At 65.3% G+C, this 24,561-nt stretch carries 26 protein-coding genes, 1 pseudogene and 1 riboswitch; of the genes and pseudogenes, 15 read left to right on the forward strand and 12 right to left on the reverse strand.

Annotated elements, in window-relative coordinates:
- The first annotated feature begins 12 nt into the window (after positions 1-12).
- Positions 13-125, forward strand: a riboswitch (TPP riboswitch).
- From CK219_RS19100 to CK219_RS19115, 4 genes are all read left to right on the forward strand, one after another.
- Positions 116-724: a YkoF family thiamine/hydroxymethylpyrimidine-binding protein gene (locus CK219_RS19100; protein WP_095768295.1), complete on the forward strand. Its 609-nt coding sequence runs from the start codon at positions 116-118 to the stop codon at positions 722-724. Its footprint overlaps the riboswitch before it by 10 nt.
- A 327-nt stretch (positions 725-1,051) precedes the next feature.
- Positions 1,052-1,846, forward strand: a complete 795-nt coding sequence (locus tag CK219_RS19105; protein ID WP_176477085.1) for an ABC transporter permease — start codon at positions 1,052-1,054, stop codon at positions 1,844-1,846.
- Positions 1,843-2,616, forward strand: coding sequence for an ABC transporter ATP-binding protein (locus CK219_RS19110; protein WP_095768296.1), 774 nt, complete (start codon positions 1,843-1,845; stop codon positions 2,614-2,616). Before CK219_RS19105 ends, CK219_RS19110 begins: the two co-directional genes overlap by 4 nt.
- Positions 2,613-3,623, forward strand: coding sequence for an ABC transporter substrate-binding protein (locus CK219_RS19115; RefSeq protein WP_095768297.1), 1,011 nt, complete (start codon positions 2,613-2,615; stop codon positions 3,621-3,623). The genes CK219_RS19110 and CK219_RS19115 overlap by 4 nt, the downstream gene beginning before the upstream one ends.
- A 59-nt stretch (positions 3,624-3,682) precedes the next feature.
- On the opposite strand, the gene CK219_RS19120 is transcribed toward CK219_RS19115, so the two are convergent.
- Together CK219_RS19120 and CK219_RS19125 are read right to left on the reverse strand one after the other, a co-directional pair.
- Positions 3,683-4,555 (reverse strand): DUF2167 domain-containing protein, encoded by an 873-nt coding sequence (locus CK219_RS19120; protein WP_176477074.1) that lies wholly within the window; start codon positions 4,553-4,555, stop codon positions 3,683-3,685.
- A 149-nt stretch (positions 4,556-4,704) separates the two neighbouring features.
- Positions 4,705-5,337 (reverse strand): S24 family peptidase, encoded by a 633-nt coding sequence (locus CK219_RS19125; protein WP_095768299.1) that lies wholly within the window; start codon positions 5,335-5,337, stop codon positions 4,705-4,707.
- A gap of 205 nt (positions 5,338-5,542) precedes the next feature.
- Here CK219_RS19125 and CK219_RS31290 point away from each other — a divergent pair, with 205 nt between their 5' ends.
- The 3 genes from CK219_RS31290 (at position 5,543) to CK219_RS19140 (ending at position 7,597) form a co-directional block, all read left to right on the forward strand.
- On the forward strand, positions 5,543-5,941 hold the full coding sequence (locus tag CK219_RS31290) for a hypothetical protein (protein WP_141245380.1): 399 nt from the start codon (positions 5,543-5,545) through the stop codon (positions 5,939-5,941).
- 113 nt (positions 5,942-6,054) lie between these two features.
- Positions 6,055-6,876, forward strand: coding sequence for a GcrA cell cycle regulator (locus CK219_RS19135; protein WP_095768300.1), 822 nt, complete (start codon positions 6,055-6,057; stop codon positions 6,874-6,876).
- Between the two features lie 121 nt (positions 6,877-6,997).
- Positions 6,998-7,597, forward strand: coding sequence for a DUF6456 domain-containing protein (locus tag CK219_RS19140; RefSeq protein WP_095768301.1), 600 nt, complete (start codon positions 6,998-7,000; stop codon positions 7,595-7,597).
- Positions 7,598-7,823: 226 nt separating this feature from the next.
- Here the strand turns inward: CK219_RS19140 and CK219_RS19145 are convergent, their stop codons facing one another.
- The 4 genes from CK219_RS19145 to CK219_RS19160 all read right to left on the reverse strand — a co-directional run bounded on the left by CK219_RS19145 (position 7,824) and on the right by CK219_RS19160 (position 10,483).
- Positions 7,824-9,104 (reverse strand): DUF763 domain-containing protein, encoded by a 1,281-nt coding sequence (locus CK219_RS19145; RefSeq protein ID WP_095768302.1) that lies wholly within the window; start codon positions 9,102-9,104, stop codon positions 7,824-7,826.
- Positions 9,105-9,209: 105 nt separating this feature from the next.
- Positions 9,210-9,542 (reverse strand): hypothetical protein, encoded by a 333-nt coding sequence (locus CK219_RS19150; protein ID WP_224610306.1) that lies wholly within the window; start codon positions 9,540-9,542, stop codon positions 9,210-9,212.
- 148 nt (positions 9,543-9,690) lie between these two features.
- Positions 9,691-10,020, reverse strand: a complete 330-nt coding sequence (locus CK219_RS19155; RefSeq protein ID WP_095768479.1) for a hypothetical protein — start codon at positions 10,018-10,020, stop codon at positions 9,691-9,693.
- A gap of 151 nt (positions 10,021-10,171) precedes the next feature.
- Complete coding sequence (locus tag CK219_RS19160) at positions 10,172-10,483, reverse strand: hypothetical protein (RefSeq protein WP_095768303.1); 312 nt, start codon at positions 10,481-10,483, stop codon at positions 10,172-10,174.
- A 252-nt stretch (positions 10,484-10,735) separates the two neighbouring features.
- On the opposite strand from CK219_RS19160, the gene CK219_RS19165 reads away from it, so the two are divergent.
- Positions 10,736-11,089, forward strand: a complete 354-nt coding sequence (locus CK219_RS19165) for a cupin domain-containing protein (RefSeq protein WP_095768304.1) — start codon at positions 10,736-10,738, stop codon at positions 11,087-11,089.
- Positions 11,090-11,470: 381 nt separating this feature from the next.
- On the opposite strand, the gene CK219_RS19170 is transcribed toward CK219_RS19165, so the two are convergent.
- On the reverse strand, positions 11,471-13,465 hold the full coding sequence (locus CK219_RS19170) for an acyltransferase family protein (protein ID WP_095768480.1): 1,995 nt from the start codon (positions 13,463-13,465) through the stop codon (positions 11,471-11,473).
- A gap of 229 nt (positions 13,466-13,694) precedes the next feature.
- Positions 13,695-13,914, reverse strand: a pseudogene (locus tag CK219_RS19175) (alkylphosphonate utilization protein).
- Between the two features lie 595 nt (positions 13,915-14,509).
- On the opposite strand from CK219_RS19175, the gene CK219_RS19180 reads away from it, so the two are divergent.
- Positions 14,510-14,887 (forward strand): hypothetical protein, encoded by a 378-nt coding sequence (locus tag CK219_RS19180; protein WP_095768305.1) that lies wholly within the window; start codon positions 14,510-14,512, stop codon positions 14,885-14,887.
- Positions 14,888-14,968: 81 nt separating this feature from the next.
- Here the strand turns inward: CK219_RS19180 and CK219_RS19185 are convergent, their stop codons facing one another.
- Together CK219_RS19185 and CK219_RS19190 are read right to left on the reverse strand one after the other, a co-directional pair.
- On the reverse strand, positions 14,969-15,196 hold the full coding sequence (locus CK219_RS19185; RefSeq protein ID WP_095768306.1) for a hypothetical protein: 228 nt from the start codon (positions 15,194-15,196) through the stop codon (positions 14,969-14,971).
- A 464-nt stretch (positions 15,197-15,660) separates the two neighbouring features.
- Positions 15,661-16,590, reverse strand: a complete 930-nt coding sequence (locus CK219_RS19190; protein WP_095768307.1) for a LysR family transcriptional regulator — start codon at positions 16,588-16,590, stop codon at positions 15,661-15,663.
- Between the two features lie 132 nt (positions 16,591-16,722).
- Here CK219_RS19190 and CK219_RS19195 point away from each other — a divergent pair, with 132 nt between their 5' ends.
- From CK219_RS19195 to CK219_RS19210, 4 genes are all read left to right on the forward strand, one after another.
- Positions 16,723-18,153 (forward strand): MFS transporter, encoded by a 1,431-nt coding sequence (locus CK219_RS19195; protein WP_245340532.1) that lies wholly within the window; start codon positions 16,723-16,725, stop codon positions 18,151-18,153.
- A 285-nt stretch (positions 18,154-18,438) separates the two neighbouring features.
- On the forward strand, positions 18,439-18,744 hold the full coding sequence (locus CK219_RS19200; protein ID WP_095768308.1) for a hypothetical protein: 306 nt from the start codon (positions 18,439-18,441) through the stop codon (positions 18,742-18,744).
- A 215-nt stretch (positions 18,745-18,959) separates the two neighbouring features.
- Entirely contained in the window at positions 18,960-20,324 is a 1,365-nt protein-coding gene (locus CK219_RS19205) for a nodulation protein NfeD (protein ID WP_095768309.1), read from the forward strand.
- Positions 20,321-21,079, forward strand: coding sequence for a slipin family protein (locus tag CK219_RS19210; protein ID WP_095768310.1), 759 nt, complete (start codon positions 20,321-20,323; stop codon positions 21,077-21,079). The genes CK219_RS19205 and CK219_RS19210 overlap by 4 nt, the downstream gene beginning before the upstream one ends.
- A gap of 36 nt (positions 21,080-21,115) precedes the next feature.
- Here the strand turns inward: CK219_RS19210 and CK219_RS19215 are convergent, their stop codons facing one another.
- Positions 21,116-21,601, reverse strand: a complete 486-nt coding sequence (locus tag CK219_RS19215; protein WP_224639883.1) for a hypothetical protein — start codon at positions 21,599-21,601, stop codon at positions 21,116-21,118.
- 334 nt (positions 21,602-21,935) lie between these two features.
- Between CK219_RS19215 and CK219_RS19225 the strand changes: the two genes are divergently transcribed.
- Positions 21,936-22,319 carry an SgcJ/EcaC family oxidoreductase gene (locus tag CK219_RS19225; RefSeq protein ID WP_095768312.1) on the forward strand — a complete coding sequence of 128 codons (384 nt, stop codon included), beginning with the start codon at positions 21,936-21,938 and terminating at the stop codon, positions 22,317-22,319.
- A gap of 114 nt (positions 22,320-22,433) precedes the next feature.
- Here CK219_RS19225 and CK219_RS19230 read toward each other — a convergent pair whose 3' ends face one another.
- Positions 22,434-23,363, reverse strand: a complete 930-nt coding sequence (locus CK219_RS19230; protein WP_095768482.1) for a LysR family transcriptional regulator — start codon at positions 23,361-23,363, stop codon at positions 22,434-22,436.
- 97 nt (positions 23,364-23,460) lie between these two features.
- On the opposite strand from CK219_RS19230, the gene CK219_RS19235 reads away from it, so the two are divergent.
- A complete protein-coding gene (locus CK219_RS19235; protein WP_095768313.1) occupies positions 23,461-24,471 on the forward strand; it encodes an NAD(P)-dependent alcohol dehydrogenase in 1,011 nt (336 codons plus the stop codon).
- Positions 24,472-24,561: the final 90 nt, after the last annotated feature.

The raw sequence follows: 24,561 nt of genomic DNA on the forward strand, positions 1-24,561 counted from the left end.
GTGCTTTAACCCCGCCATCCACAGGGGTGCTCCGTACGGTCGGGGCTGAGATGGTGGCGGCAAGCCTCCGGACCCTAAAGCTGATCTGGATAATACCAGCGGAGCGAGGCGGGCCATGTTTTCCGGCGCACAGATTTCCCTTTATCCCATGGCCGACGATTTCGTCGGCGTGATCCTTGGCGCGCTTGGCGCGCTCGATCCTTACCGCGACAGGCTGAGGATCGAAACCGACGATATCTCGACGCTGCTGGTCGGACCGCCCGAGGTGCTGTTCCCAGCCATGCGCGACCTGTTCGTGGCGGCCGCCAGAAGCGGCAGGCACTGTGTCCTGTCGGCCGCCGTCTCGCGCGGCTGCCCCGGCGAGCCGGATGACCCGATCTGCCGCTCCGAGGAGATCGGCGACTCGGCGATCCCGCTCGACGACCGCAAGCGCGCCGCGCTGCGCGCCGTCGGGGCCACGCTTTCGACCAACCAGCCGGTGGCGGCGCAATTCTCGCTCTATGTGATGGGCACCGGCGACCACATGGACGAGATCTATGGCTGCATCGATTTCCTGAAACAGTCGGGCGTCTTCGAACGCTCCAAGCATTTTTGCACCAAGCTGCGCGGCGACGCCGGCGCGGTGTTCGCCACGCTGAACGAAGCCTTCTGCCGCTTCGGGCCGGGCGCCGGTCACGTGACGCTCGACGTCACCATTTCGGCGAACAGCCCGACCGCGGCTTGAGCGCAAGCTCGATCTATCGAGGTAGATGTCGTGGCTGTTTGGCTTGATCCATCGCGTGGGGGAGATGCCCCCAGTCCCATCTCGCAGGAGAGAGGGGAACCTTCGGCGATTGGCGAAGGCAGAGGTGACGGCGAATCTCCCCCCTTGCGGGGGAGATGCCCGGCAGGGCAGACGGGGGTGCTGTCCCGCCGGCCTCTCAACTGGTTGCGCGCGCGGCGTTCGCCAATTGCTTTCGCACAACTTTCGAAAGCTGGCGTTCCTTCGCGCCCCCCTCTGGCCTGCCGGCCATCTCCCCCTCAAGGGGGTAGATCAGCTGTAGCGTCCGCCATCGCCAAGATCTTCCCCGCTGCCCTCGCATTCGCTCTCCTTCTCGTCGCTTGGGAGCTCTACGCCCGCCTTGGCGGCATCGCCCCTACCGTGCTCCCTGCACCCTCGCGCGTGCTGGCGAAAGCCTGGGAGAACCGGGCGGCGCTGGCCGACAACACGCTTCCCACCATCCGCGCCACGCTGGCGGGCTTTGCATGCTCGCTCGTTGCCGCCTTCATCCTCTCGGCGCTGGTTGACTTCTTTGCCCCCTTGCGCCGCGCGCTGTTCCCGCTCCTGATCGCCAGCCAGACCTTGCCGCTGGTGGCGATCGCGCCGCTGGTGGTGCTTTGGTTCGGCTTCGGGCTGTTGCCGAAGATCCTGCTCGTGGCGCTGGTCACCTTCTTTCCGATGATGGTGGCATTGGTCCAGGGCTATGCCGCCACGGCCAAAGAAATCAGCCAGATGCTCGCCGCCATGGGAGCAGGGCGCCGGCGCATCTTCTGGCTCGCTCGGTTGCCGTCGGCGCTGCCCTATTTCTTCGCCGGACTGCGCATCTCCATCACCTATGCCGTGGTCGGCGCCATCTTCGCCGAATATGCGGGCGCCGCCAAAGGGCTCGGCATCTATATGCTCAGCGCCAAGAACAATTTCCGCCCCGACCTGGTGCTCGCCGCCGTCGCGGTCAGCTCGGCGCTCACGCTCACGCTGTTCGTCCTCGCCGTGCTCGCCCAGCGTCTCGCCGTGCCCTGGGAAAATGCAAAGAGCGAAAGGGCGGGGCGCTATGGCGACAAGCCTTCCCGAGAGGGCCGGCCATGACCCGGCTCGAGCTCCGCAACATGCGTAAAAACTTCGGCGCGCTCGAGGTTCTGGCAGGCATTTCGCTGCATGTCGAAGAGGGCGAGTTCGTCTCGATCCTCGGCCCCTCCGGCGCGGGCAAGTCGACACTGTTCCAGTTACTCACCGGCGCGATCCGGGGCGAGGGCGAGATGCGCTTCGACGGCGCGCCGCTCGATGGCGCCCGCTTCGCCTTCATGCCGCAGCGCGATGCGCTGATGCCGTGGCGGCGCGTCATCGACAATGCGACGCTGGGGCTCGAGGTGCAGGGCATGAAGCGCCGCGCGGCGCGCGAGCGCGTGGCCCCGTTGTTCGCCGAGTTCGGCCTTGCCGGGTTCGAGCGCGCCTGGCCGGCCGAGCTGTCCGGCGGCATGCGCCAGCGCGCGGCATTGCTGCGCACCGTCGTGCAGCAGCGCGACATGCTGCTCCTCGACGAGCCGTTCGGCGCGCTCGACGCGCTCACCCGCGCGGCCATGCAGCGCTGGCTGGAGACGATGTGGCGAAACCATCGCTGGACGGCGCTGCTCATCACCCATGACGTGCGCGAGGCGGTGCTTCTGTCCGACCGTATCTATGTGCTGTCGGCGCGGCCCGCGCGCGTGGTGCGTGAGGTGGCTGTGCCGCTGCCGCGCCCGCGCACCGAGAGCACGGCGTTTGCCCGCAAGGCGGCCGCGATCGAGGCCGGCATCCTCGACATTTTGCTCGGCGCCGCCGAACCGATTTCCCGACCATCCGATGGAGAAAACCGATGACCGATTTCACGCGCCGCCAAGTGATGCTTCTGGCCGCCAGCCTGCCATTTGCCGGGACTGCTGCACGTGCCCGGGCCGCCGCGCAAAAAATCACCGTCGCGCTTGACTGGACCGTCAACACCAATCACATCGGCCTGTTCGTCGCCCGCGACAAGGGCTTTTACCGCGATGCGGGCATCGAGGTCGAAATCCTGCCCTATGCCGACACCGGCTCGGGCACTCTGGTGGCCAGCCAGGTCGCCGATTTCGGCATTTCCGGCTCGCTCGGCCTGTTCACGCAAAAGAGCGCGGGCGCGGATTTGAAGGCCGTCTACGCCGTCGTCCAGTCGGAGACCGGCCGCGTCGTCTTCAACGCCGACCGCGCCGCCATCAAGACTCCGAAAAATCTCGACGGCCTGGCCTATGGCGGCTTCGGCAGCGCCTGGGAGAACGCGCTGATCTCGACCATCATCCGCCATGACGGCGGCAAGGGTGAGTTTTCCACTGTGACGCTGGGTACCTCGGCTTATGAGGCATTGGCCAATGGCGCGGTCGATTTCACGCTGGAAGTCTCGACCTGGGAAGGCGTCGAGGCCGGACTGAAAGGCCTCAAGCAGCGCAGCTTCCGCTATGCCGATTATGGCGTGCCGGACGAGCACACCACGTTGATCGTCTCCAGCAACGCCTTCCTCGCCGCCAACCGACGGGCGGCCGCGGCCTTCGTCCAGGCGACGCGGCGCGGCTACGCATTCGCCGTCGATCATGCGCAGCAGGCGGGCGAGCTGCTGATCGCCGCGAACAAGGATACGCTGACCAACCCGGCGCTGGTGCAAGCCTCGCTGAAGGCGCTGAACGACGGGCACTTCCTGAAAAGCGCGGACGGCGCCATCGGCACGATGGACAAGGCCAAGATGGAGGCGATGGGCGGGTATCTGTTCGCCTCGGGAATATTGCTTGATGGCGACGGCAAGGTGCTAAAGGAGCGGCCGAATCTCGGGGCCTATTTCACGAATGAGTTTGCGGGGTAGGGCCACGCCCTGAGGGCGCACGAAGGAACTCAATGTCTCAGGAGGCCCGCAAGTTCACTTCAACTATCGGCCTTCTTGCGGCTGAACAGCCTTCTCAGCCACACCAGCGGCAACAGCACGAGGAAGGCGCCCTTCTTCAGCACCAGCAGCGCCAGCGCGATCAGCCCGACGCCGGCGGCCTTGCCGTATTTGACCCCGAGCATCGTCGCCAAGACGCCCAGCGCGCCGTAACCGGCCACCTTGTCGCCGCTGGAGAATTCGAAATAGGAACTGCCGGCCTTCGGCTTGTAGGCGTCGGCCGACGCCTCGACGATCTTTTGCACGGCATCGCTCGTGATGTTGCCGTTCACCGGCACGATCTTGATTGGGACATAGCCCTGGCGGTCGAAGACCGAGACCGAGATGTTGATCGTCCTGTCGCCGGCCCAGTTCAGGATGTTGGCGTAGTAAAGGATATTCTTACCCTTATCGATTTGCGGATAAAGGAGCCAGCCGTCGAAGCGGATGTCCTGTCCAAGCCGTTGCGACTGCGCTTTGACCGACTCTTTGAAGCTCTCCTCCAGGGAACTAATTTCTTCGTTGCGGTCGGCGCTGTCCCAGTCCGCTAGGCTGACATAGCCGTCCGACACGGGCTTTTCGACGGTGAGATTATCGATCTCCGGCGTGAAGCCGAAGATCAACTGGTCGATCGTACCGCACTGGTCGCGGTCCCAGCCGAACTCCTTCACCACCAGGTTGCAGCGGTCCTCCGGCTTCAGGTAGAAGGCGGCGCCGCCAGCCGGAGTGATTGTGCCTCTGGCGGCGCTCAGAGGCTGGATAAAATTTTGCGGATGATAGTCCGTATCCTCGGCATGCACGATGGCCGGCTGCGCCAGGAAGCAGGCATGCGCCACCATAATGAATATCAGGTTTTCCCTGACCGACTTGTTCATTACCCCCTCCCCTATGGACCCAACCTCACGCATCCGTGATATAAGAGTATTTCGAGGACAAGCACAAGACGAAAAGTTCTCTTTTTGTTCTTTGCCTCAACCATAGCCCTGCCGCACTGCTCTTGAGGCGACATGCCGCCGCCCAGCCCTCACATATCGATCATCGACCGCTTCACCCGTCCGATGATCGTGATCGCCCCCTCCAGCTCCGGCGGCGGAATGTCGAGGTAGGATGCCGGCTGGAAGGGCGGATTGTCGTTCGGGCGCCAGCGCTTGTAGGTGGCGCGTCCCGTCTCGTCTGAAATCACGTAGCAGCCATTGGTCACCAGCCGCTTGTCGCGCAGGTTGACGAAGATGATCGAATCCGGCGGCGAGATCTTGTTCATCGACGGCCCATCGACGCGCAGCGCGATCCACTCGCCTTCCTCGAGGTCGGCGGTGGGGATGGTCGGATAGTCGGAGAGATTGACGACGCTGTCCTGGCTGCCGAGCTCGCCGGCGCTGATCCACGACACGATCGGCACATCTATGGTGACGGGCGAGGGGGCGAAATTGACCGGCGCCGCCTCTGCGCCATCCCCGTTGAACAAGAGCCAGCCGGGGTCGACGCCGAACAGCCGGCCGTACTTCTCCGCCGCCTTGCGCGACAGCGGCCGGTTGCCGTTCTCGTGGCTGATCAGCGTGTTCTTGTTGATGTCGCGCAAGGCCCGCGCCGCATCACTGGGCGAGGCATAGCCGGCCTGGGCGCGCGCCTGCTGCAATCTGTGCCGAGAATCCATCATCGTACAAAATGCCTGAAAATTATCGTCCAAAGTGTACGATTTCGCTTGCGCGTGTTTCGTACATAACGTACGCTTAGCGCATGAATGAACATCCCGCAAGCATTTCCGCACAGCCGGTGATTCCGGTGCCGCCGACGAGCATCTCAGGGCTTATCGATTCCTGGCGGAGCATCGACGCGTTCGCCGCCACGCAAAAGGAGGCGGCATGAACGCGTTGCCTTTCCAATTCGAACCGTCTTTCCCGTTCGAATCGCCTGTCGAATTCCAATCGTCCGGACCGTCCTCCTCCCCGGTCCGGGCGCATTCCGGGGCGCTTGCCCCGGATCCGGCTGAACCGCCCGCACCCCGGTTCACCGGAACGGCCGGAGCCGTTCCTCCCCCGGCTCCGGCCCCCAATTCGGGCATAAGCTGCATCCGCACAGAGGACGGCACCGTCATCCTGTTCGACCGGAAGACGGGCCGCGCGGTGTCGGGCCTGACGCGGGCTGCGGCCGAGGCCGCTCTTCTCCGACTGACCGGCGCGGCGCCAGAGCAATTCCAGGAAAAGTGCGAAGCGGTTTTCCGTCCGGAATTGCGCCAAGACAACGCTGCCGGCGCCGCCTGACCTTCAACGCCTTCGCTGACCTGACCACCAAACGGCCTCGCGGCCGAACCCTGGCGCCTGGCCTGAAGCCTGGCGCTTCGCCCCAAGCGCTTCGCAATCAACGGAATGAGCAGATGGCAGCCGCCTACACCGAGAAGGAAATCGACGAGATCGCCGCTTTGCTGAAGGAGGGGCTGTCGGCCTCGCGCATCGCCGGCCGCTTCAGCGCGCTGCGCGGCAGCCCGGTCTCGCGCAACGCCATCATCGGCATCGTCCACCGCAACGCCGGTTTGAGCGCCATCGGCTTCGCCAATCCCAAAGGCGGCCGCGCCGGCGGCAGGCCGAGGAAGCACGCCCGGCCGGATCGTCCGGGCAGGCGGGGCAGGACGGCGGCCGGAGGCGTGACGCTCTCCGAGCCGGCTGCGCTTGCGCGGCAAGTGGAAGACACCGACGCTGCCACAGCCAATCTCCCCCCTTGCGGGGGAGATGTCCGGTCCACCCTCCGCAGCTGCTGCGGAGGACGGGCAGAACAGAGGGGGTGCTGTCCCGCAGACCTGTCCGTCGATGGAACCGTCACGCAAGCGAATGTCGTCACTGCCCGCATTCCGCCCAAGCTCAAAAATCCCAAGCCGCGCAAACCCGCGCGCACCCTGCCGCCCGCCTGGCTCGCCCCCGGCACCCGCGAAAAATCCGAAGCGCATCTTTACAAGCTCCCGGCGCCGCCGCCTCCGGTGAACCCCGGCCGCCAGCCGCATGTCGCGGCCATGCGCTTTCTCGATTGCCTGTTCGGCCGCTGCCGCGCACCGCTCGATCTCGCGCTGCGCGAGGATGCCGAAGCCGACCCGCAAGGCGTGCGCCCGGGACCGGACATGCTCTGCTGCGGTCTGCCGACGTCGGCCACGCGCTCCTACTGCGCCCATCACCATGCAAGGTTTCACGGCCATCGCGGCAGGTGATGTGAGGGCGCCAGGCTCTCCCTTCTCCCCTTGTGGGAGCATCCGGCTCGGCGCTCTGCGCCGAGCCGGATGAGGGTGTCTCGCGCCAACATCTCTAGAATTCCAACCCAAGGACCGCACCATGCCCCGCAAAGCCGCCAAGAAACCCCAGCCGCCAAAGCTACCCAAGGGCGAGGCCGAGCAGGTGCGCATCCGCCGCGACGTCGGTCACGACTTCGCGCTGAAGCCCGACGGCTTCGGCCGTCAGCGCCTGACCACCGGTACGGCCGAGGCGCGCCGCATCTACGAGGTGTCGAACGGCGGCTACACCTCCACTGGCGGCGTCGTGCGCCTGCGCAATGTCGATCCGCTCACCGGCATCACCTCGTTCACCCGCCAGCAGCGCGAAGCCGGCCAGCGCTTCCGCGACGATTTCGAGCGTAGCCAGCGCGAAGGCCTGCAGCCGCAATCCTGGAGCGAGCGCGTCGATACCGGCCGGATCGGCGGCGGCGTCCCGGACCGGGTGCTCTCAGCCGGCCGGGCGTATGCCCACGCTGCCGCCGCGCTCGCCCATTGGGAAGTGGCGGAAGTGGCCCGAAAAATCTGCCTCGAAGGCCAGTCGGTGAAGGCCATCGCCGAGCGCAGCGGCGACGGCCGCGACGTGGTGGTGAAGCTGCTGAAGGTGGGGTTGGATCTGCTGGCGGTGCACTACGGGATGATGATGGGGAAGAAGGTTGGGTAGGGGGGCGGCATGGACGCGGCCACTTAGCAAAGCAAAGTGAATCACGATGTGAGGTGGCTGACGCGAACTTGCAGAGGCTCGGCGCTGCCCCTCATCCGCCCTTCGGGCACCTTCTCCCCGTAAACGGGGCGAAGGAGAAGCGCGGCATCGGCGACGGTCGCTTTCTCCCAGTTCACGGGGAGAAATTGCCCGGCAGGGCAATGAGGGGCAGCGCTGACCTTCAACGTTATTTGCGGAGTCCGGTGTGCGTTTTGGAGGTTGGCTCCTCGCCACCCTCAGGCTTCCCCTCCCACCCGAACACGCTCCGTCCGCCCAGCAAATGCGACTGGTCCATCTCGCCGGCGACGATCTCCTTCAGGCTCGGCCCCGTCACGTAGCGCTCCATCCGACGGGACTCTCCATCCAGCCGCCTCAGCGCCTCCAACTCTTCGGTTCTTCCGAGCTTGGCTTTGCCCACCGCCGATTTCAGCACGGTGATGGTCTCGTCATAGACTTTCAGCGGCACGGGGAAGGGGTGGCGGTCCTTGCCGCCATGGGCGAGGGAGAAGCGCGCCGGGTCGGAGAAGCGATAGGGCGCGCCGTGCACCACTTCCGACACCATGGCCAGAGCCCGCACCGTGCGCGGGCCGACGCCGGGGACCAGCAGCAATTCAGGAAAATCCTTCGGGCCGCTTTCGATGGCCGAGGCGATGTTGCCATGCAGGCGGCGCATGACGATGTCGCTTTCGCGCACGTCGTGATGAGCCGGCATGACGAGGTTGGGCAGCAGCGGCTGCGCGGCCGGTTCAGGCTCCGACCGCGGTTCCAGCGCGGCCAGCTCGGTCAGGATCTTTTCCGGGCTCATCGTCTTGAGCAGCGCGATCTGGCCGCCGCGGGCTTTCTCGGCGCGACGGTCGGTCAGGTTGACGATCTCGCCCTGGCGCTCGCCTTCGATCGCCGCATGCGGTTGGTCGACGAAGCTTTTGAGCCCCTCCGACAGCCAGTGGTAGCGGCGTGCCTGGCGAGCATCGCCATTCATGCCTTGCTGCACCACCACCCAGCGCCCATCATCGGTGACGATGAAGCCGTGCAGATAGAGGTCGTAACCGTCCTGCACGGCGGCGCTGTCCACCTTGGCGACGAGCCGGCTGGCGGTGGCCAGGGCATCGCCGTCCAGCCCGACGCGCTCGCCGATCGCCAGCAACTCGCCGGGCGTCTTGCGCGAATGCGCGCCGCGCCCGCCGCAGACATGGATGCCGAGCTCATTGCTGAGCGGATTGAGCCCCCGCTTCAGCGCGCCGATGACGGAGGTGGTGATGCCGGAGGAATGCCAGTCCATGCCCATCACGGCGCCGAAGGACTGGAACCAGAAGGGATGCGCCAGACGCCGCAAAAGCTCATCGCGGCCGTAGTGGTGGATGATCGCCTCGCACAGCACTGCGCCGAGCTTCGTCATCCGATCGCCCAGCCACTTCGGGACCCGCCCGCCATGCAGCGGCAGGTCGGCGCTGCCGCTTCGCTGCGTCAAGGATGTTCTCCGTGGATGCCGGAGAATTGATGGCATTTTGCCGGGAATTTGCAAGGCGCCGACACGATCTCCCCCCACGAGGAGGGAGATCAGTCCGCCGGCCCGCTAATACCGGTAATAATACCCGTGGTGATGCCTGTGATGGTGCCGATGATGATGCCTATGGTGGTACCGATGGGGATAGATGTAGTAGTGCCTGTAATACCGATGGTACCGGTAGTGCGGATAGCGGACCACGTAGCCGGGATAGTAGTCATCGTAGTAGCGCGGGCCGTAATAGCGGCCGCCGTAATCGTAGAACGGGCCGCCGCCGTAGAACGGGACACCGAAGAACGGGCTGAAGCCGCCGAACGGCCCGAAGAACTGTGCATCCGCAGGCGCGACCGTGGCTGCGGCGGAGGCGACGGCAATCGCCGAAGCAAGTAAGAGTTTTCTCATGGCAACCTCCTCCTGAAGGCCGATTACCAAATAAACGGTCGCTGCAAGCGTATGTTCCCGATCGCTAATATTCGCAGCGCGTGGTCACCCTCGAGGGATGGGTCGCAAAAGCGGTTAACTAAAAGGCCAGCCGCCGTTGCAGCGAGGCTCAATACCTGCAGACGCGGATCGCCTCGTAGACTCGGTGGTGATGACGCCAGTGTCTCACATATTCGACTTGGCAGCGCCTGTGATGCCGGAGATAGTAATTCCGGTAGTAATGCGGCCTGTAGCTATAATACTGGTGGTAATACGGCCGATACATGTAGGGGTCACTGTAATAGTCGTCACCGTAATATGGCCCGTAATCGTTGTAATAGTCGTCGTAATAACCGTCCCCGATGCCGATCCCGAATTCTAGGCGTCCGGCATTGGCCGGGCCGATCACGGCGAATGCCGACGCAATGGCTATAACGGAGGCGAGCAGGAGCGTTTTCATGACTACCTCCTCCCTGGAGTTGATCACCCCATAAACGCGCCGGAGGCAGGTTATGTTCCAAATCGCTAATATTCGCCCGCCCATCCCAGGGATGGGCGGGCGGCCATCTCCCTCGCGAGTAGGAGATCAGCCAATCATGGGCACCGCTCGGTCAGCGCTCGCAGATGCGGATTTTTTCGATGACGCGGTGGTGATGGCGCCAGTGCTTCACGATTCTGACCCGGCAATTATCGCCATAATACCGGCTATGATAGCGGACCACATAACGTTCACGATCCGGGACATAGTAGTCGTCATCATCGTAGACATGCCGGTAATAGCGGTGAGGGTAGTATCCGCCATAATAGTCGTCGTCATAGCCTGGACCGACGCCGATACCGAGTTGCACGCTGCCGGCGCTGGCCGGCGCGATCGCGAACGCCGAGGCGATGGCGATCATCGAAGCAAGCAGAAGCTTTTTCATCGCTGCCTCCTTGAGTTGCAGGACGCCCCTTCGAGAGATAAACGGTTTCGACGGGGCCGGTGTTCCGAGGAAAATGCGCGGCCCCTGTCTCGGGGACGAGCCCGTTCGCAAATGCGGGAAAACGCTCGCTCCCCCGCAAGGGCGCACGGACCAGCAGGAATAGCGCGTCGCGCGATGTCGCAGCATCACTCGCGCACCTTGGCGCCATCGGCTATGCCACACCTGACGTAAATCTCAACCGCAGGAGCTCCCATGACCAAGCAGACCATTCTCAAATTCGGCGCCGTCGAGCATGCCGAGGCCGGCGACCTGCCGGGCTGGATCGTCGTGGAGGGTAGGCCGACCATGCAGACGGCCGTGCAGCACACCACCGGGGACGGCAAGGTGATGTCCGGCACCTGGCGCGCTTCGCCCGGCACCTATCACGCCACCTACACCGATTATGAATTCGTCCACATGATCGCCGGCCGCATCATCATCACGCCCGACGGCGGCGAGCCGGTCGAGGTCGGCCCTGGCGATGCTTTCGTGGTCGAAGCCGATTTCAAAGGGACGTGGAAGATCCTCGAGCCGGTGACGAAGCATTTTGTCGTTGTGGTGGGGTGAGGGGGGCATGAGCTGCTGATCTCTCCCCACAACGACTACGCTACGCACACAACCTCTGTGACTGGCGTGACTGATCAGGCCGAAGCTTGATTGCCAGGTGGTTCCCCCAATCCGTCGCTGCTTCGCAGCGCCACCTTTCCCCCCTCCGGAGGGAAAGGAAGGGAGCGTTGCTGGACGGACGTTGACGGCAAAAGCTTGGCGCCTTTCCTCTACCCCCCGTCGATCGGGGGAAAGGTGGCTCGGCGAAGCCGAGACGGAGTGGGGGTCGACCAGCGCTACATAGGACAATGCATGCGCCAAGCTGCCATGCACGCTATCGCCAAAGGCCAGCCGCTTGGAAATGTGTGCATGCCGTAGCCCACAAGGGGGAGATTGGCAGCATCACCTTCCCACCTTGGAAATCACCCTCTTCTCCACGTCCGGCTCCAGCGATTTCGCGAAGGGTGTCGCCATATGGTGCCGGTCGCGGAAGGCGAGCTTGCCGTCGATGAAGACGTGGCAAATGGTGGCGCTGCAGAAGCGGTCGGTGAGGTCGACGTAAGCAGCGTTGGGGATGCTGTCGACAATATCGCGCTCCACCGCCGCCATCTTGTCGTTGGCGGCATAGGCCCGCGTCTGGTCGCAGCGCGAGGGCGTTTCGTTCCGCCAAAGCGCCCGCGCCACGCAGGTGTCGACATTCGCGTTGTTGAATGGCACGTCGCGGATGAAGGCGACCTTGAGGCCGGCTTGGCTCAGACTGGTGAGCGTGGAGCGCAGGCCGGCCCGCCAGTCGGCGTCCTGACTGTCCATGTCGCCGTCGCGCCCCGCCATCTTGCGCCCGCTGCTCAGCGCCAGTTCCGATATGACCACCAGCGCTGGCTTTGCGCGGATGATCTCCTTGATCGCCTGCTCGCGCCAGCGGTCGCATTCTGCGTAGGCGCGCTTCAGCTCGGACGACCAGACGCTGATGCGCGAGGCGCGGCAGGAGTTTTTCAGCCAGGTCATCACCCGGTAGCCGTTTTTCCGGCCCGCCTCGATCAGCGGCGTCGACCAGTGGTCGGCGTGGGAGTCGCCGAACAGGGCTATGGTGCGCCCGCCGTCGCCGAACACACAAGGGATCGGCGTGACCGTCTCGTAGTCCAGCACGCAGCCTGCTTTGGCGCGGGCCGTGGAGGGTTCGGCGGCGCTCGCGGCGATGATGCGCTGCCGCGGGTCGAGATCATGCGCGGCGAGCCTGGCATTGCCGTAGGCGGCTGCGACGCCGGTGCCGGTCAGGAGGAGGGCCGGCACCAGCGCCCGCGCCGCATTGGCCATCAGCCAGCCGCTGCGACGGATCGGGTTCTCGATGAGGTGGTAGCTGAGGATGGACAACGCGAGTGTCAGCGCAAGGCAATAGAGCCGCTCGGCAGGCGTCAGCTCCGGCGCCAGCATGCCCGCATAGACGATGACCGGCCAATGCCAGAGATAGAGCGAATAGGAGAGCCTGCCGATCCATTGCAAAGGCGGCAGCGCCAGGGCGGCGTTCACGCAGTTCCGTTCGGAATTGCGCAAACGAGGAGTGCCGTCCCTGACGCCGGCCGCTCCCGCCTTGAGCAGAAGGACTGTGCCGGCCACCGGCAGAAGCGCCAGAAAGCCGGGGAAGGGAGCGTCCTCGCTGAAGGTGAGATAAGCGGCCCCGATCATCGCCAGTCCGGCCAGGCTCAACGCCCGCCCCAGCCGCGGACGCTCCTGCAACAGCCGCGCCGGCACCATCGATGCGAGGCCGCCGGCGGCAAATTCCCATGCGCGCAGCGGCGAAAAGTAGAACGCCCAGGGTGGCGATACGATCGTCAGCCAGGCGCAGAGGACAAAGGAGACGAGGCCGGCCGCGGCGATTGCAATGATGATCGAGCGTTTGCCCGGCTTCAGCCAGGCGGCCAGCATCAGCAGCGCCGGCCAGGCGAGGTAGAATTGTTCCTCGACCGACAGCGACCAGTAATGGATGAACGGATTGCTCGCGGCGTCTTTGGCGAAATAGTCGAACGACCAGCGGATCAGCCACAGATTGATCATATAGGCCGAGGCGAACATGGCGCCCTTGGAATAGAGCGCCTGTTCTTCCGGCGACAGGATGACCGCGCCGGCGGCAAGTGTGGCGACGATGACGAAAAGCGCCGCCGGCAGCAGGCGCCGCGCGCGCCGGGCGTAGAAACGCAGAAGGTCGAGCCGGCCGGTGCCGGAAATCTCGGTGACCAGATGGCGGGTGATCAGATAGCCCGAGATGACGAAGAAGATGTCGACCCCGGCAAAGCCGCCGGGCAGCGCGGTCAGGCCGAAATGGTAGGCGATGACGCCCGCCACGGCCACCGCCCGCAACCCTTCTATGTCGGGCCGGAAATCCTGCGCTGATGCTGACACGAACACGAACCTCGCAAGCTCGTTCGTATCCCGCCTTGGGGAAGACTTGCGCCTGTGGGCTCATATCGCAATGCAACAAATCTAACGCGGTGCAACATAAAGGGAGGGCGACGACGTGCGGCAGCACCGGAATTGCCGAGATCCTCCCTTCCGGAGGTGACTAGCCGGCGGCGCTCCCGCCGCAATAAAGCAGCCGGTCGCATGATCTCCCACAAGGGCCGCGCCGCATTCACGCCTTCTTCACGAACTTCGTCTTCAGAACAAGGCCCTTCACCTGCTTGGTGTTGCATTCGATCTCGCCGGGATTGCCGTTGAGGCGGATATTCTTCACCAGCGTGCCGCGCTTGACCGTCTCGGACGTGCCCTTGACCTTGAGGTCCTTGATCTGTGACGGAGTCGCCGTCCTTCAGCGTAGTTCCGTTGCCGTCTTTTACGATAGCGTCTGTCATGGCGGATTGCATGGCCTGCGCCCCGCCTATCGCGCCGATCACGGCCGGGTCAAGCAGGCTGGAGCTGGTCATCTTGCCTGCAAGGGCGAGATATGGCGCTACCTCGTAATAATCGCTTGCCAGACGTGACAGGCTTTCGGCGGTGACGGCCGCAGTGCCATCCTCGGACTTCACGTTCTGAGATCCGATCCGATCACGCGCCGATGCCGTCGGTAGGCCTGGTTGGGCGATATTTGAGGCCGATTCCGGACAGGCGCCGGGAACTGGCAGCCGTGGTGCCGTTGTCGGTCAAGCGTTGAATCGAGGCGGTGACGCTCCGGCTTGGTCCCGCGACATCCGGCTTGAAAATTGAGGCTGGCCAGGAGCGGGCGGTACACCTCGAAGGTGCCCGCCCGTCCGGCGCCGCCGCCAAGCTGCTGAAACCCCGTCCGTCCCCAACAGCAACGGTCATGGCGTGACCAGTGGTTGCCGAGTGCCATTGGCGCGGTGCCCTGTCAACGCCGCCGGACAGCGGCCCGGAAGCGTCTTTTTAGCCGCCTTTTCGTCCTCGAAGCACGCTTTGCAGCCGTGCCGGGGACACGGCGAAAGCCACGAAATGGCGGAATTCCGGGCTTTTCAGACATCCACCAAGCAGCCCCGCACATATCCTATCCGCTTGAATAGGCTGATTTTTCGCCGGCCGGCATATCGCTTCGACCCCGACTTTTTTTGGGTGCAATTCGGCAGTACAGCATTGATGCCCGGCGACGACGGGATTCCGCTTGAAAGCGGCATCGAATCTATCTGTGAGCCGTTTCATGACCCGCTCATGAAAGACGTGATAGAGTGTCGCCGAATGGGGGAAGTTGCGATGGCCAAACGGTTGTTCGAGGTTCTTGCCAGACGGCGGTCATGGCTGGACCGGGTCGCTTTGGGGCTGCTCGTGTTCCTGGCGACCCTGGTCGCCGCGCTGATGGGCGGCGCCAACACTTAAAGCCAGGAAAAGTGCGTGGCGGTTTGCTCGGCGACTTCGCCGCCCTTCGTGCACACTGGCGCCAGTGCAAAATGGAGCGCGCTATTTCCTTTGGCCTATAGCCTTGAATTCGAATGTCGTGGGCCTGAGCCTGACCGGTTTCGGCCGCTCGGTGAGATCGACGACGCGGACCCATCTGTCGGCGCCGGCGCGCAAAGTGACTTTCTGGCCAAGCGCCTTCTCAGCCGCCTCGAAGGGCGTCTTTGCTGCGGCCGAATGGACCGCGACGACGGCTTCGCCGTCCATTTCCTCGACACGATAGATTGTCATGCGGGGCGCCCGCCGCTCCGCTCTCGTCCTTAGGCATTATATTAGAAGTTACGAATGAAAGGCAAGACTCCCAAGTGTAGCAAAAGCGAAGCCTGCCGGGTTTACTCCTCTATCGAAGAGGGCGCGCCGCCGCGCAGGCCGGTTCCGTTGCAGGCCTGGCAGGAACCCCGTTGTCCAGGGCAATTGTCGCGGAACGCGCCAGAGGGACAACATGCGCCGTTCGACGCCACCTGTTTCTCGCACTCGAACACCCCTGCCGGCGCCCAGACACCGGGGGCAGGCGAACTTCCTGAATTCGCTCAAGTGAGCCTCCGGCTATTTCACGCGCCCGGCAACGCGCTGACTATGCCGCGGGTTCCATGAGAGATACGGTAAGTCCTGCGTAGACAGTATATATTAGTATAAGCTAATATGATAAAGGCATTGCCTGCAACGCGCGGTTGGTTCCGCGGTGCCGCGGCGTATCAGGGCATGGGCTCCTCGCCCTCGCGAAACGGCGGAGAGGGAAGGCGGCACACCTCTTTCACCAGCCCGCGCAGCCAGCGATGTGCCGGATCGGCGTCGAGCCTCGGGTGCCACAAGAGCGAGACCGTCAGCGCGGCGAGCTTCACCGGCAGCGTGAAGGTGAACAGGCCCTCGCGCAGCGTTCCGGTATAGCGTTCCGGCACCGTGGCGATGAGGTCGGAGCCACGCGCCAGCGCCAGCGCCTCGGCGAAGCCGCCGACCACGGTCGCGACGGTCCGCGTCAGCCCGGCGAGCTCCAGGGCGTCATCCACCGGGCCGCGGTCGAGGCCGCGGCGCGAGATCAATATGTGCCGGCCGGCGGCGAAGCGCGCGGCGGTGATCCGGCCTTCGCACAAAGGATGGCCGGCCCGCGCGACGCCGACAAAGCGGTCGCGGAACAGCGCCTGCGCGCGCACCTCCGGCCCGGTCGAACCGCCCACCACGCCGGTCTCCAGATCGACCGCGCCCTCGCGCATCGGGCCGCTGTCCTTGTCGGGCTTGGGCACGAAACGCAGTTGCACGCCCGGCGCTTCCCCAGCCACGCGGGCGAGCAGCGCCGGGCCGAAATTCTCGACGAAACCATCGCTGTTTCGCAGCGTGAAGCTGCGGCCAAGCCGCGCGAGGTCGAGCCGCTCGGCAGGCCGCAGCACCGCTTCCGCCTCCTTCACCAGCCGCCCGACCTGCCCGCCGAGCTCGACAGCGCGCGGCGTCGGCACCAGGCCGCGCCCGGCACGCACCAGAAGCGGGTCACCGGTCGCCTCGCGCAGCCTCGCCAGGGTCCGGCTCATTGCCGAAGGGCTGAGCTTCATGCGCCGTGCGGCTTTGGCGACGCTGCCTTCGGCAAGCAGCACGTCAAGCGTGACGAGCAGGTTGAGATCGGGTCGCGACATGGCGCGACCATAGCACGGATTCGTCAACGCGGCATGGCGTCTGATGCACTATTCAAGTGCATACGCTGCGTGTTCCGCCATGTCATGCGCACGCCTATCTTCCCCGCAAGTTCAACCGACGGAGAAGAAATCATGGCCGACATTGCCGAAACCCGCGGCGCGCCCCTGCGCCATTCGACGACGGGCGCGTTGGCCGGCCTGTCGCTTGCCATGCTCGTCTCCTCGCTCGGCACCAGCATCGCCAATGTCGCGCTGCCGACGTTGAGCGCGGCCTTCGCCGCGTCCTTTCCGGCAGTGCAGTGGGTGGTGCTTGCCTATCTGCTCGCCATCACGGCGCTGATCGTCAGCGTCGGGCGTCTCGGCGATGTCGTCGGCCGCCGGCTGCTGCTGATCGCCGGCCTGACGCTTTTCAGCGCCGCTTCGTTTGCCGCCGCGCTCGCGCCGTCGCTGGCGATGCTGATCGCAGCCCGCGCCGTGCAAGGCCTGGGCGCCGCGGTGATGATGGCGCTCACGATAGCCCTCGTCGGCGAGACGGTGCCGAAGCAACGCACCGGCAGCGCCATGGGCTTGCTCGGCACCATGTCGGCGATCGGCACCGCGCTTGGCCCCTCGCTCGGCGGTGTGCTGATCGCAGCTCTCGGCTGGCGCTCGATCTTCCTCGTCAACGCCGCGCTCGGCGCCGTCGCGCTGCTGGCCGTCTGGCGCTTTTTACCGGGCGACAAAGGGGCGGGCATCGACCGCGCAGAGGCGAAGGGAGCCGCGCGTTTCGATATGCTGGGGACGCTGCTGCTTGCCGCCACGCTTGCCGCCTACGCGCTGGCCATGACCATGGGGCGCGGTCATTTCGGTGGTCTGAACATAGCGCTGCTCGGCGGGGCAATTGTTGGCGCGGCGCTGTTCGTCGTCGCCGAGGCCAAGGTGGCGTCGCCGCTGGTCAAGCTCGCGCTGTTGCGCGACCCGGTGCTGGCGCCGAGCCTCGCCATGAACGCGCTGGTCTCGACGGTGATGATGGCCACGCTGGTCGTCGGCCCGTTTTTCCTGTCGCGTGCGCTGAGCCTCGGCGACGCTGCGACCGGAGCCGTGATGTCGATCGGGCCCGTGGTCTCGGCGTTCTGCGGCATCATTGCCGGACGTGTCGTCGACCGCCTCGGCGCTGCCGCAATGGTCATGGCCGGGCTGGTGCTGATGGTCGCCGGCTGCATCGCGCTCGCTGTGCTGCCGGGCGTCTTCGGTGTCGTCGGCTACGTGACGGCGATCATCCTGCTGACGCCCGGCTACCAACTCTTCCAGGCGGCCAACAACACCGCCGTCATGGCCGACGTCGACAGCTCCGAGCGCGGCGTGGTGTCGGGCATGCTGAGCCTGTCGCGCAATCTCGGCCTTGTTACCGGCACGGCGGTGATGGGCGCGGTGTTCGCCTTCGCCGTGGGCACCAAGGATGTCGCGACGGCAGCGCCGGCAGCGGTCGCCGGCGGCATGGGGTTCACCTTCGCGGCGGCCACGGGGTTGGTGGCGTTGGCGGTCGCGATAGCGGTGGCTGGGCGGAGAGGGCGGATCGCGTAATCTGGGGAGAGCGGCAGCTTCGGCGCCACGCCGTCCCTTCCGCGATCGCGCAATTTCGTCACCGCACGGGGAGCATATTCTGACACGCGGCGGTGCCCATTCCGCCTTCGGCCGGTGCCTCAGCTATCCCAACGAACCCCCCGCCCACTGCGGCGCCGGCCCATCCTCCCACCCGATCTCGACCGCGCGCCGGAGCGGATGGCGCATGTCGTCCTCCCCGGAACCAAAGCGACAGGCAGCGGTTTACCCAGCCGAAGGGATGATTCAGGAATCAGGAATAAAGCAATGAAAACAGTGCTTCTTGCTGCCCTGGCGCTCTGCGTCGCCGCACCCGCCGTCGCTTCGGCGGCCGAGGCCGATGTCGTCATCAGGACGCATCACAGGCATCATTATCATCACCGCCCCGCCATCATCATCAATGACGAGGGCCATCGCTTGCATCACCGCCATCACGGCACGGTCGCCTTCTATGACAATGGCAAGCGTAGCTGGCGTTATCGCCATCACCGTCGTCAGGACGTGGTCGTCACGAGTTCGATCCACCGGCACCATCATCGTCGGGTCGTCGTCGAGGGCGGCTCCGACTATTGACGCCCCGCGCCCCGGCTCGTGCGATCAGACACGGGCCGGGAGCGCTTTTTTCCGATTTGTCTCTTCAGGACCGATTCCGCTGCGCAGCGCTTTCAGCGCGCTGGCCTGAAGCATGGCGCCCAACCGCAGCCGCCGACGGTTGGCGCAGGCGCCCTTCGACGCCCATTGGACTTCGCCACGGCACAACCCATATTTGAGCTCATGGAGCTTCGAGCGTGACCTTCGCGCGGGTGGCCCTTTTCGCCGTTGCCCTCCTGGCCGCGGCCGCCGTTTCTTCCTTCTCCTCGACCGGGAGCGGGAAGGTCGCGTTGAGCGTTGCCATTGACGGCGCTATCGGGCCGGCCAGCACCAGGCAGCTCGAGGAGGCGCTCGATACTGCTGCTCAACGCAACGCCGAAGTGCTCGTCCTTCAGCTCGACACGCCGGGTGGCCTGGTCACCTCGATGCGCGAAATGATCGCCGACATCCTGGCCTCGCCCGTGCCCGTCATCGGCTACGTCGCGCCGGCCGGCGGCCATGCGGCGAGCGCCGGCACCTACATTCTTTACGCAACCCATGTCGCGGCGATGGCGCCGGGCACCAATCTGGGCGCGGCGACGCCGGTCGAGATGGGCGGGCTGCCGTCGCTGCCGGGCGGCGACAAGGACAAGAACCAGAAGGGTGTCGCCGAGCCGCCCGGCGACGAGATGATGGCCAAGGTGACCAATGACGCGGTCGCGCTCATCCGCTCGCTTGCCGAGATGCGCGGCCGCAACGGCGACTGGGGCGAGAAGGCGGTGCGCGAGGCAGCGAGCTTGTCGGCCAACGCCGCCCTGCAGGAGCATGTCATCGACTTCGTCGCCCGCGACACTACCGAGTTGCTGCAGCTTGCCGACGGGCGCACCGTCGATGTCGCCAGCGCCAAGAAAGTGCTGGCGACGGAAGGGCTGCCGGTCGAGACGCTGGAGCCTGGCTGGTTCATACGGCTGCTCTCCGTCATCACCGACCCGAACACCGCCGTCATCCTGATGCTGGTCGGCGTCTATGGCCTCGTCTTCGAGTTCACCAGCCCGGGCGCCGTGGCGCCCGGCGTCATCGGCACCATCTGCCTGGTGCTCGGGCTCTATGCGCTCAACCTCTTGCCGATCAACTATACCGGCCTGGCGCTGATGCTGCTAGGCATCGCCTTCCTGATCATCGAGGCCTTCAACCCCACCGTGGTGCTGGGGTTGGGCGGCGTCGCCGCTTTCCTGCTCGGCTCGGCCATGCTGCTCAGGATCGAAGGGCCGGGCTTTGCCATGTCGTGGGCGGTCATCGGCCCCGCCGCCGTGCTGACGCTCGGACTGGCGCTGCTCACCGGAACCTATGTCTGGACGGCGCGCAGGAACCCGCCGCGCGTCGGCGGCGAGGCGATGCGCGGCCTGCCCGTCGAGATCATCGACTGGCAGGGCGGCGAGGGCCATGTGCTGGCCTTGGGCGAACGTTGGCGGGCGAGGGCCGACGAACCCGTCGTACCCGGCGACAGGGTCGAGGTGATCGACGTCAGCGACCTCGTGCTGACCGTGCGGCGTCGTGATGCGAGCAACAACGGAGTGAAATGATGGTCGGTTACGTGGCCTATCTCATCATTGCGCTGCTGGTGATCATTTTTTTGGCGGCCGCCATCCGCATCCTGAGGGAATATGAACGCGGCGTGGTCTTCACGCTCGGCCGCTTCACCGGGGTCAAGGGCCCTGGGCTCATCATCCTCATCCCGTTCGTCCAGCAGATGGTGCGGGTCGATCTGCGCGTGGTGGTGCAGGACGTGCCGCCGCAGGATGTCATCTCGCGCGACAACGTCTCGGTCAAGGTCAATGCCGTGCTCTATTTCCGCATCGTCGACGCCGAGCGGGCAATCATCCAGGTCGAGGATTTCATGGCCGCGACCAACCAGCTGGCGCAGACCACGTTGCGCTCGGTGCTCGGCAAGCACGAGCTCGACGAGATGCTGGCCGAACGCGACAAGCTCAACAGCGATATCCAGGAGATCCTCGACCAGCGCACCGACGCCTGGGGCATCAAGGTCTCCAATGTCGAGATCAAGCATGTCGACCTGAATGAAAGCATGATCCGCGCCATCGCCAAGCAGGCCGAGGCCGAGCGGCTGCGCCGCGCCAAGGTGATCAACGCCGACGGCGAGCAGCAGGCGGCGGCGAAGCTGGTCGAGGCCGGCCGGATGCTTGCGGCCGAGCCGCAGGCCATGCAGCTGCGCTATTTCGAGGCCCTGCACGACATCGCCGGCGAGCGCTCGTCCACGGTGGTATTCCCGCTGCCGGTGGAATTGCTCGGGCAGTTCATGAAGGGCCAGGGCAAATGAGGCGTTGACGCTGCCGGTCTTCCCTCGTCGGCAGAGTCAATCAGCCCCGCCGCCCGAACCCTTGCCGCATTCTGCCAGCACCTTGCCGATCGCAGCACCTGAGCCTTTCAGCGGAAAGCTCGCCGTGCCGTATTTGTCGGCCGAGATCGTCACCTCGCCCTTTCCCCGCAGCAGCGCCAGCAACGGGTCGGAAGGGCCGGACAGGTCTGCCGTGAAGTAATTGTACATCGCCTCTAGCTCGAGCTTTTTGGTCACGCTCTTGCCGCCGGCCTTGAAGGTGAAGGATCCGCCGATGCCGGGCTCCAGCTGCCCGCCCGCGGCGCCGAGATCATAGCTCAGCACCGGCTTATCGAAGCAGGCCAGCATCAGATGCGCATCGCCCTTCGGCCCGCCGCACACCGAAGCCGTCATCACCCTGCCGCCTTCGTCCTCCTCCATCCGGGCGGACCAGGCGCAAGGCGCGGCATGGGCGGAAGGGGTGGCTAGAAGGGCAAGTGTGACGATTGCCAGTGCGCTTTTCATAGTCGATCCCCCACCGTGGCGGGCATCATATAGAGATTGGCGAAAGTCGGCGAGCGGCCAATCTCTCCTGAATGGATCTCGCTTAAGTGCTCTTGGCCGGCTCGAACAATTCCAGCAGATTGCCAAAGAGTCGACCAGCAAGATCTGCGAGCCGCCCGGCCTCGTCACGATTTCATTGCGGAAGTTTAGGCCTGCCATGCGCAACCGGGCGACCTCCTTCGTCGCAAAACGCGCGCGATAGCGCTCGGGTTCGTCCGCGGCGTTGCCGGCGACGGCGATTGCACCAGGTATTGACGACAAATCCGACCGCCGACGATTGCAAGGAGGTAAAGCGATGACCGATGACGCAACCGCGATCCGCCAGGTGGTCGAGACCTGGATGGCGGCGAGCCGGAAAGGCGATCTGGAGACCGTGCTTGGTCTGATGACGGACGATGTCGTCTTCATGGTTCCCGGCAAGGAGCCCTTCGGAAAGGAAGCCTTCGCCGCGGCCTCCAGGGGCATGGGCGAGACCAAGATCGACGGTGATAGCGAGATCGTCGAGCTCAAACTGCTCGGCGACTGGGCCTATATCCGCAACCGCATCGATATGACGGCGACACCGCCCGGCGGCGAGCCGGTGCGGCGGTCCGGCTATACGCTGACGCTGCTGCGCAAGGAGAATGACGGCCGCTGGCGGCTGGCGCGGGATGCGAATTTGCTGGAGGCAAAAGGGTAGGGCGCAGCAGCCGGAACTGCCTGTCCCCTTCTGGCTACCCCTTCTGGGGCGAGAAACCTTGTCCTGCGAACGCGGCGTTCGCGATCGCCGGCGCGAATGCCCGCTATCTCGCCCTTACTTTCGCCACGGCGGCTCAGGCGCGAAGCACTTGCCGATCCAGTCGGCGAAGGCGCGGGTCTTGGCGGCCTGACCCTTGGCCGAGGGCATGACGACATAGACCGCGCCCTCGTCGGCAAGTGTCCAGTCCTCCAGGATCGGCACCAGCCGGCCGTCGGCGAGCTCGCGCCCCACCAGCCAGTCGGTGCTCATCATCAGGCCGACGCCCTGCACGGCGGCCTCGACCAGCACCTCGGCGTCGTCGCTGACCAACCGCCCCGAAACCTCGATGCGCACGCGCCGGCCCTCGCGGTCGGTCATCTCCCAGGCCGGAAAGGTCTGGAAGCCGGAGAAGCCCAGGCAGCTGTGCTCCAGCAGTGCCTGCGGCGTTTCCGGCCTGCCCCTTCTGGCGAGATAGGAGGGCGCGGCGCAAAGCAGCCGGCGCCGCGTCGCCACCTTGCGCGCCACCAGGCGCGAGTCCTCCAGGCTGCCCAGCCGTACGGCGACGTCGAAATTCTCGGCGACGAGATCGGCGAAGCGGTTGGAGAACTCTGCCTCGATGTGGACCTCGGGGAACTCCGCCAGGAATTGCGGCAAGAGCGGCCCGATCCACATGCGCCCGAAGGTCCCGGGCAGCGCCAGCTTGAGCAGGCCGCGCGGCCCGCCGGCGGCATGCGCCGATGCAGCCGCCTCGGCCTCGTCGACCGAGGCAAGGATGGCGCGCACGCGCAACAGGAATTCCGCGCCCGCTTCGGTAAGCGACACGCTCCGCGTGGTGCGGTGGAGCAGCCGCACCCCCAGCCGCTCTTCCAGCGATTGGAGACGGCGCGACAGGATGGTCGCGTCGCGCCCGACTCTCGCTGCCGCCCTGGTGAAGGAGCACGCCTCGGCGACGGCCGCGAAGGCCGCCATTTCGGCAAGGGCGGAGGGCTCAACTGATTGCTGCATGATCTGCAATACTCAAATGCAAAGTCCGACGATTATCGAGTAATAGCGCAGCAGATAGGTTCGCTCAATCGTCCATCGAGCACGCACGGAGTGAACCATGAAAGCCATCGAACTCAGCCAACCCAGGCTCGACGCCTTCCGCGCCGCCAGCATCGCCACGCCCGAACCGCAACGCGGCGAGGTGCTGATCCGCCAGCGTGCGGCGAGCCTGAACTTCGTCGATGTCGCCGTTGCGAGCGGCAATTATCCCGGCCCGGTGTTTCCGCTCGTTCCCGTTGCCGACGGTGCCGGCGAGATTGTCGCGCTGGGCGAGGGCGTGACGACATTCAAAACTGGCGACCGCGTTGTTGCCCACGCCAAGCCGCGCTGGATCGGCGGCCGGCCGCGTCCCCACGAGATGACGCAGATGCGCGGCATCTCGTTGCCCGGGTCGCTGGCCGAATATGTCGCGCTGCCAGCCAACTCGGTCGTGCCGGTTCCGGCGCATCTTTCCTTCGAGTCGGCCTCGACCTTGCCGATCGCCGGCACCACCGCGTGGAACGCCATCCGCGCCGCCGATGTCGGGCCGGGCTCGGTCGTCGTGCTGCTCGGCACGGGCGGCGTCTCGATCTTCACCCTGCAGCTTGCCAAGGCGGCCGGGGCCACCGTCATCATCACGTCGTCCTCGGACGAGAAGCTCGAGCGAGCCAAGGCGCTCGGCGCCGATCACCTGATCAACTACCGCGCGACACCGGATTGGGATGGCAAGGTGCTGGAACTGACCGATGGCCTCGGCGCCGACCTCGTCGTCGAGACCGGCGGCACCGCCACCTTCGCGCGCGCCGTCAACGCCACTGCGCCCGGTGGCACGCTGTTCACCATCGGCTTCGTCACCGGCGCCGAGGCCACGGTCAATCTGCTGCCGATCATCATCAAGGCGCTGAAGGTGGTGGGCAACAACACCGGATCGGTCTCGGACCTGCGCGACGCCGCCTGTGCCATCGGCGCCGCCCGGATCGAGCCGGTCGTCGACAAGGTGTTTTCACAAAACGAGGCGACCGAAGCCTACACCTACATGGCCGCCGGCGGCCTGCATTTCGGCAAGCTGGTGTTCGGCTTGGATTGGTAGGAAGAGCCGACGCTGGAGTGGGCGAAGCGATGAATCTCTCGGTCTCCCTGAAGCCGACTTCCCTGACAGGAAGATGTGGGAGCTTCAATC

Source organism: Mesorhizobium sp. WSM4313, from assembly GCF_002294725.1.
Classification (GTDB): Bacteria; Pseudomonadota; Alphaproteobacteria; order Rhizobiales; family Rhizobiaceae; genus Mesorhizobium.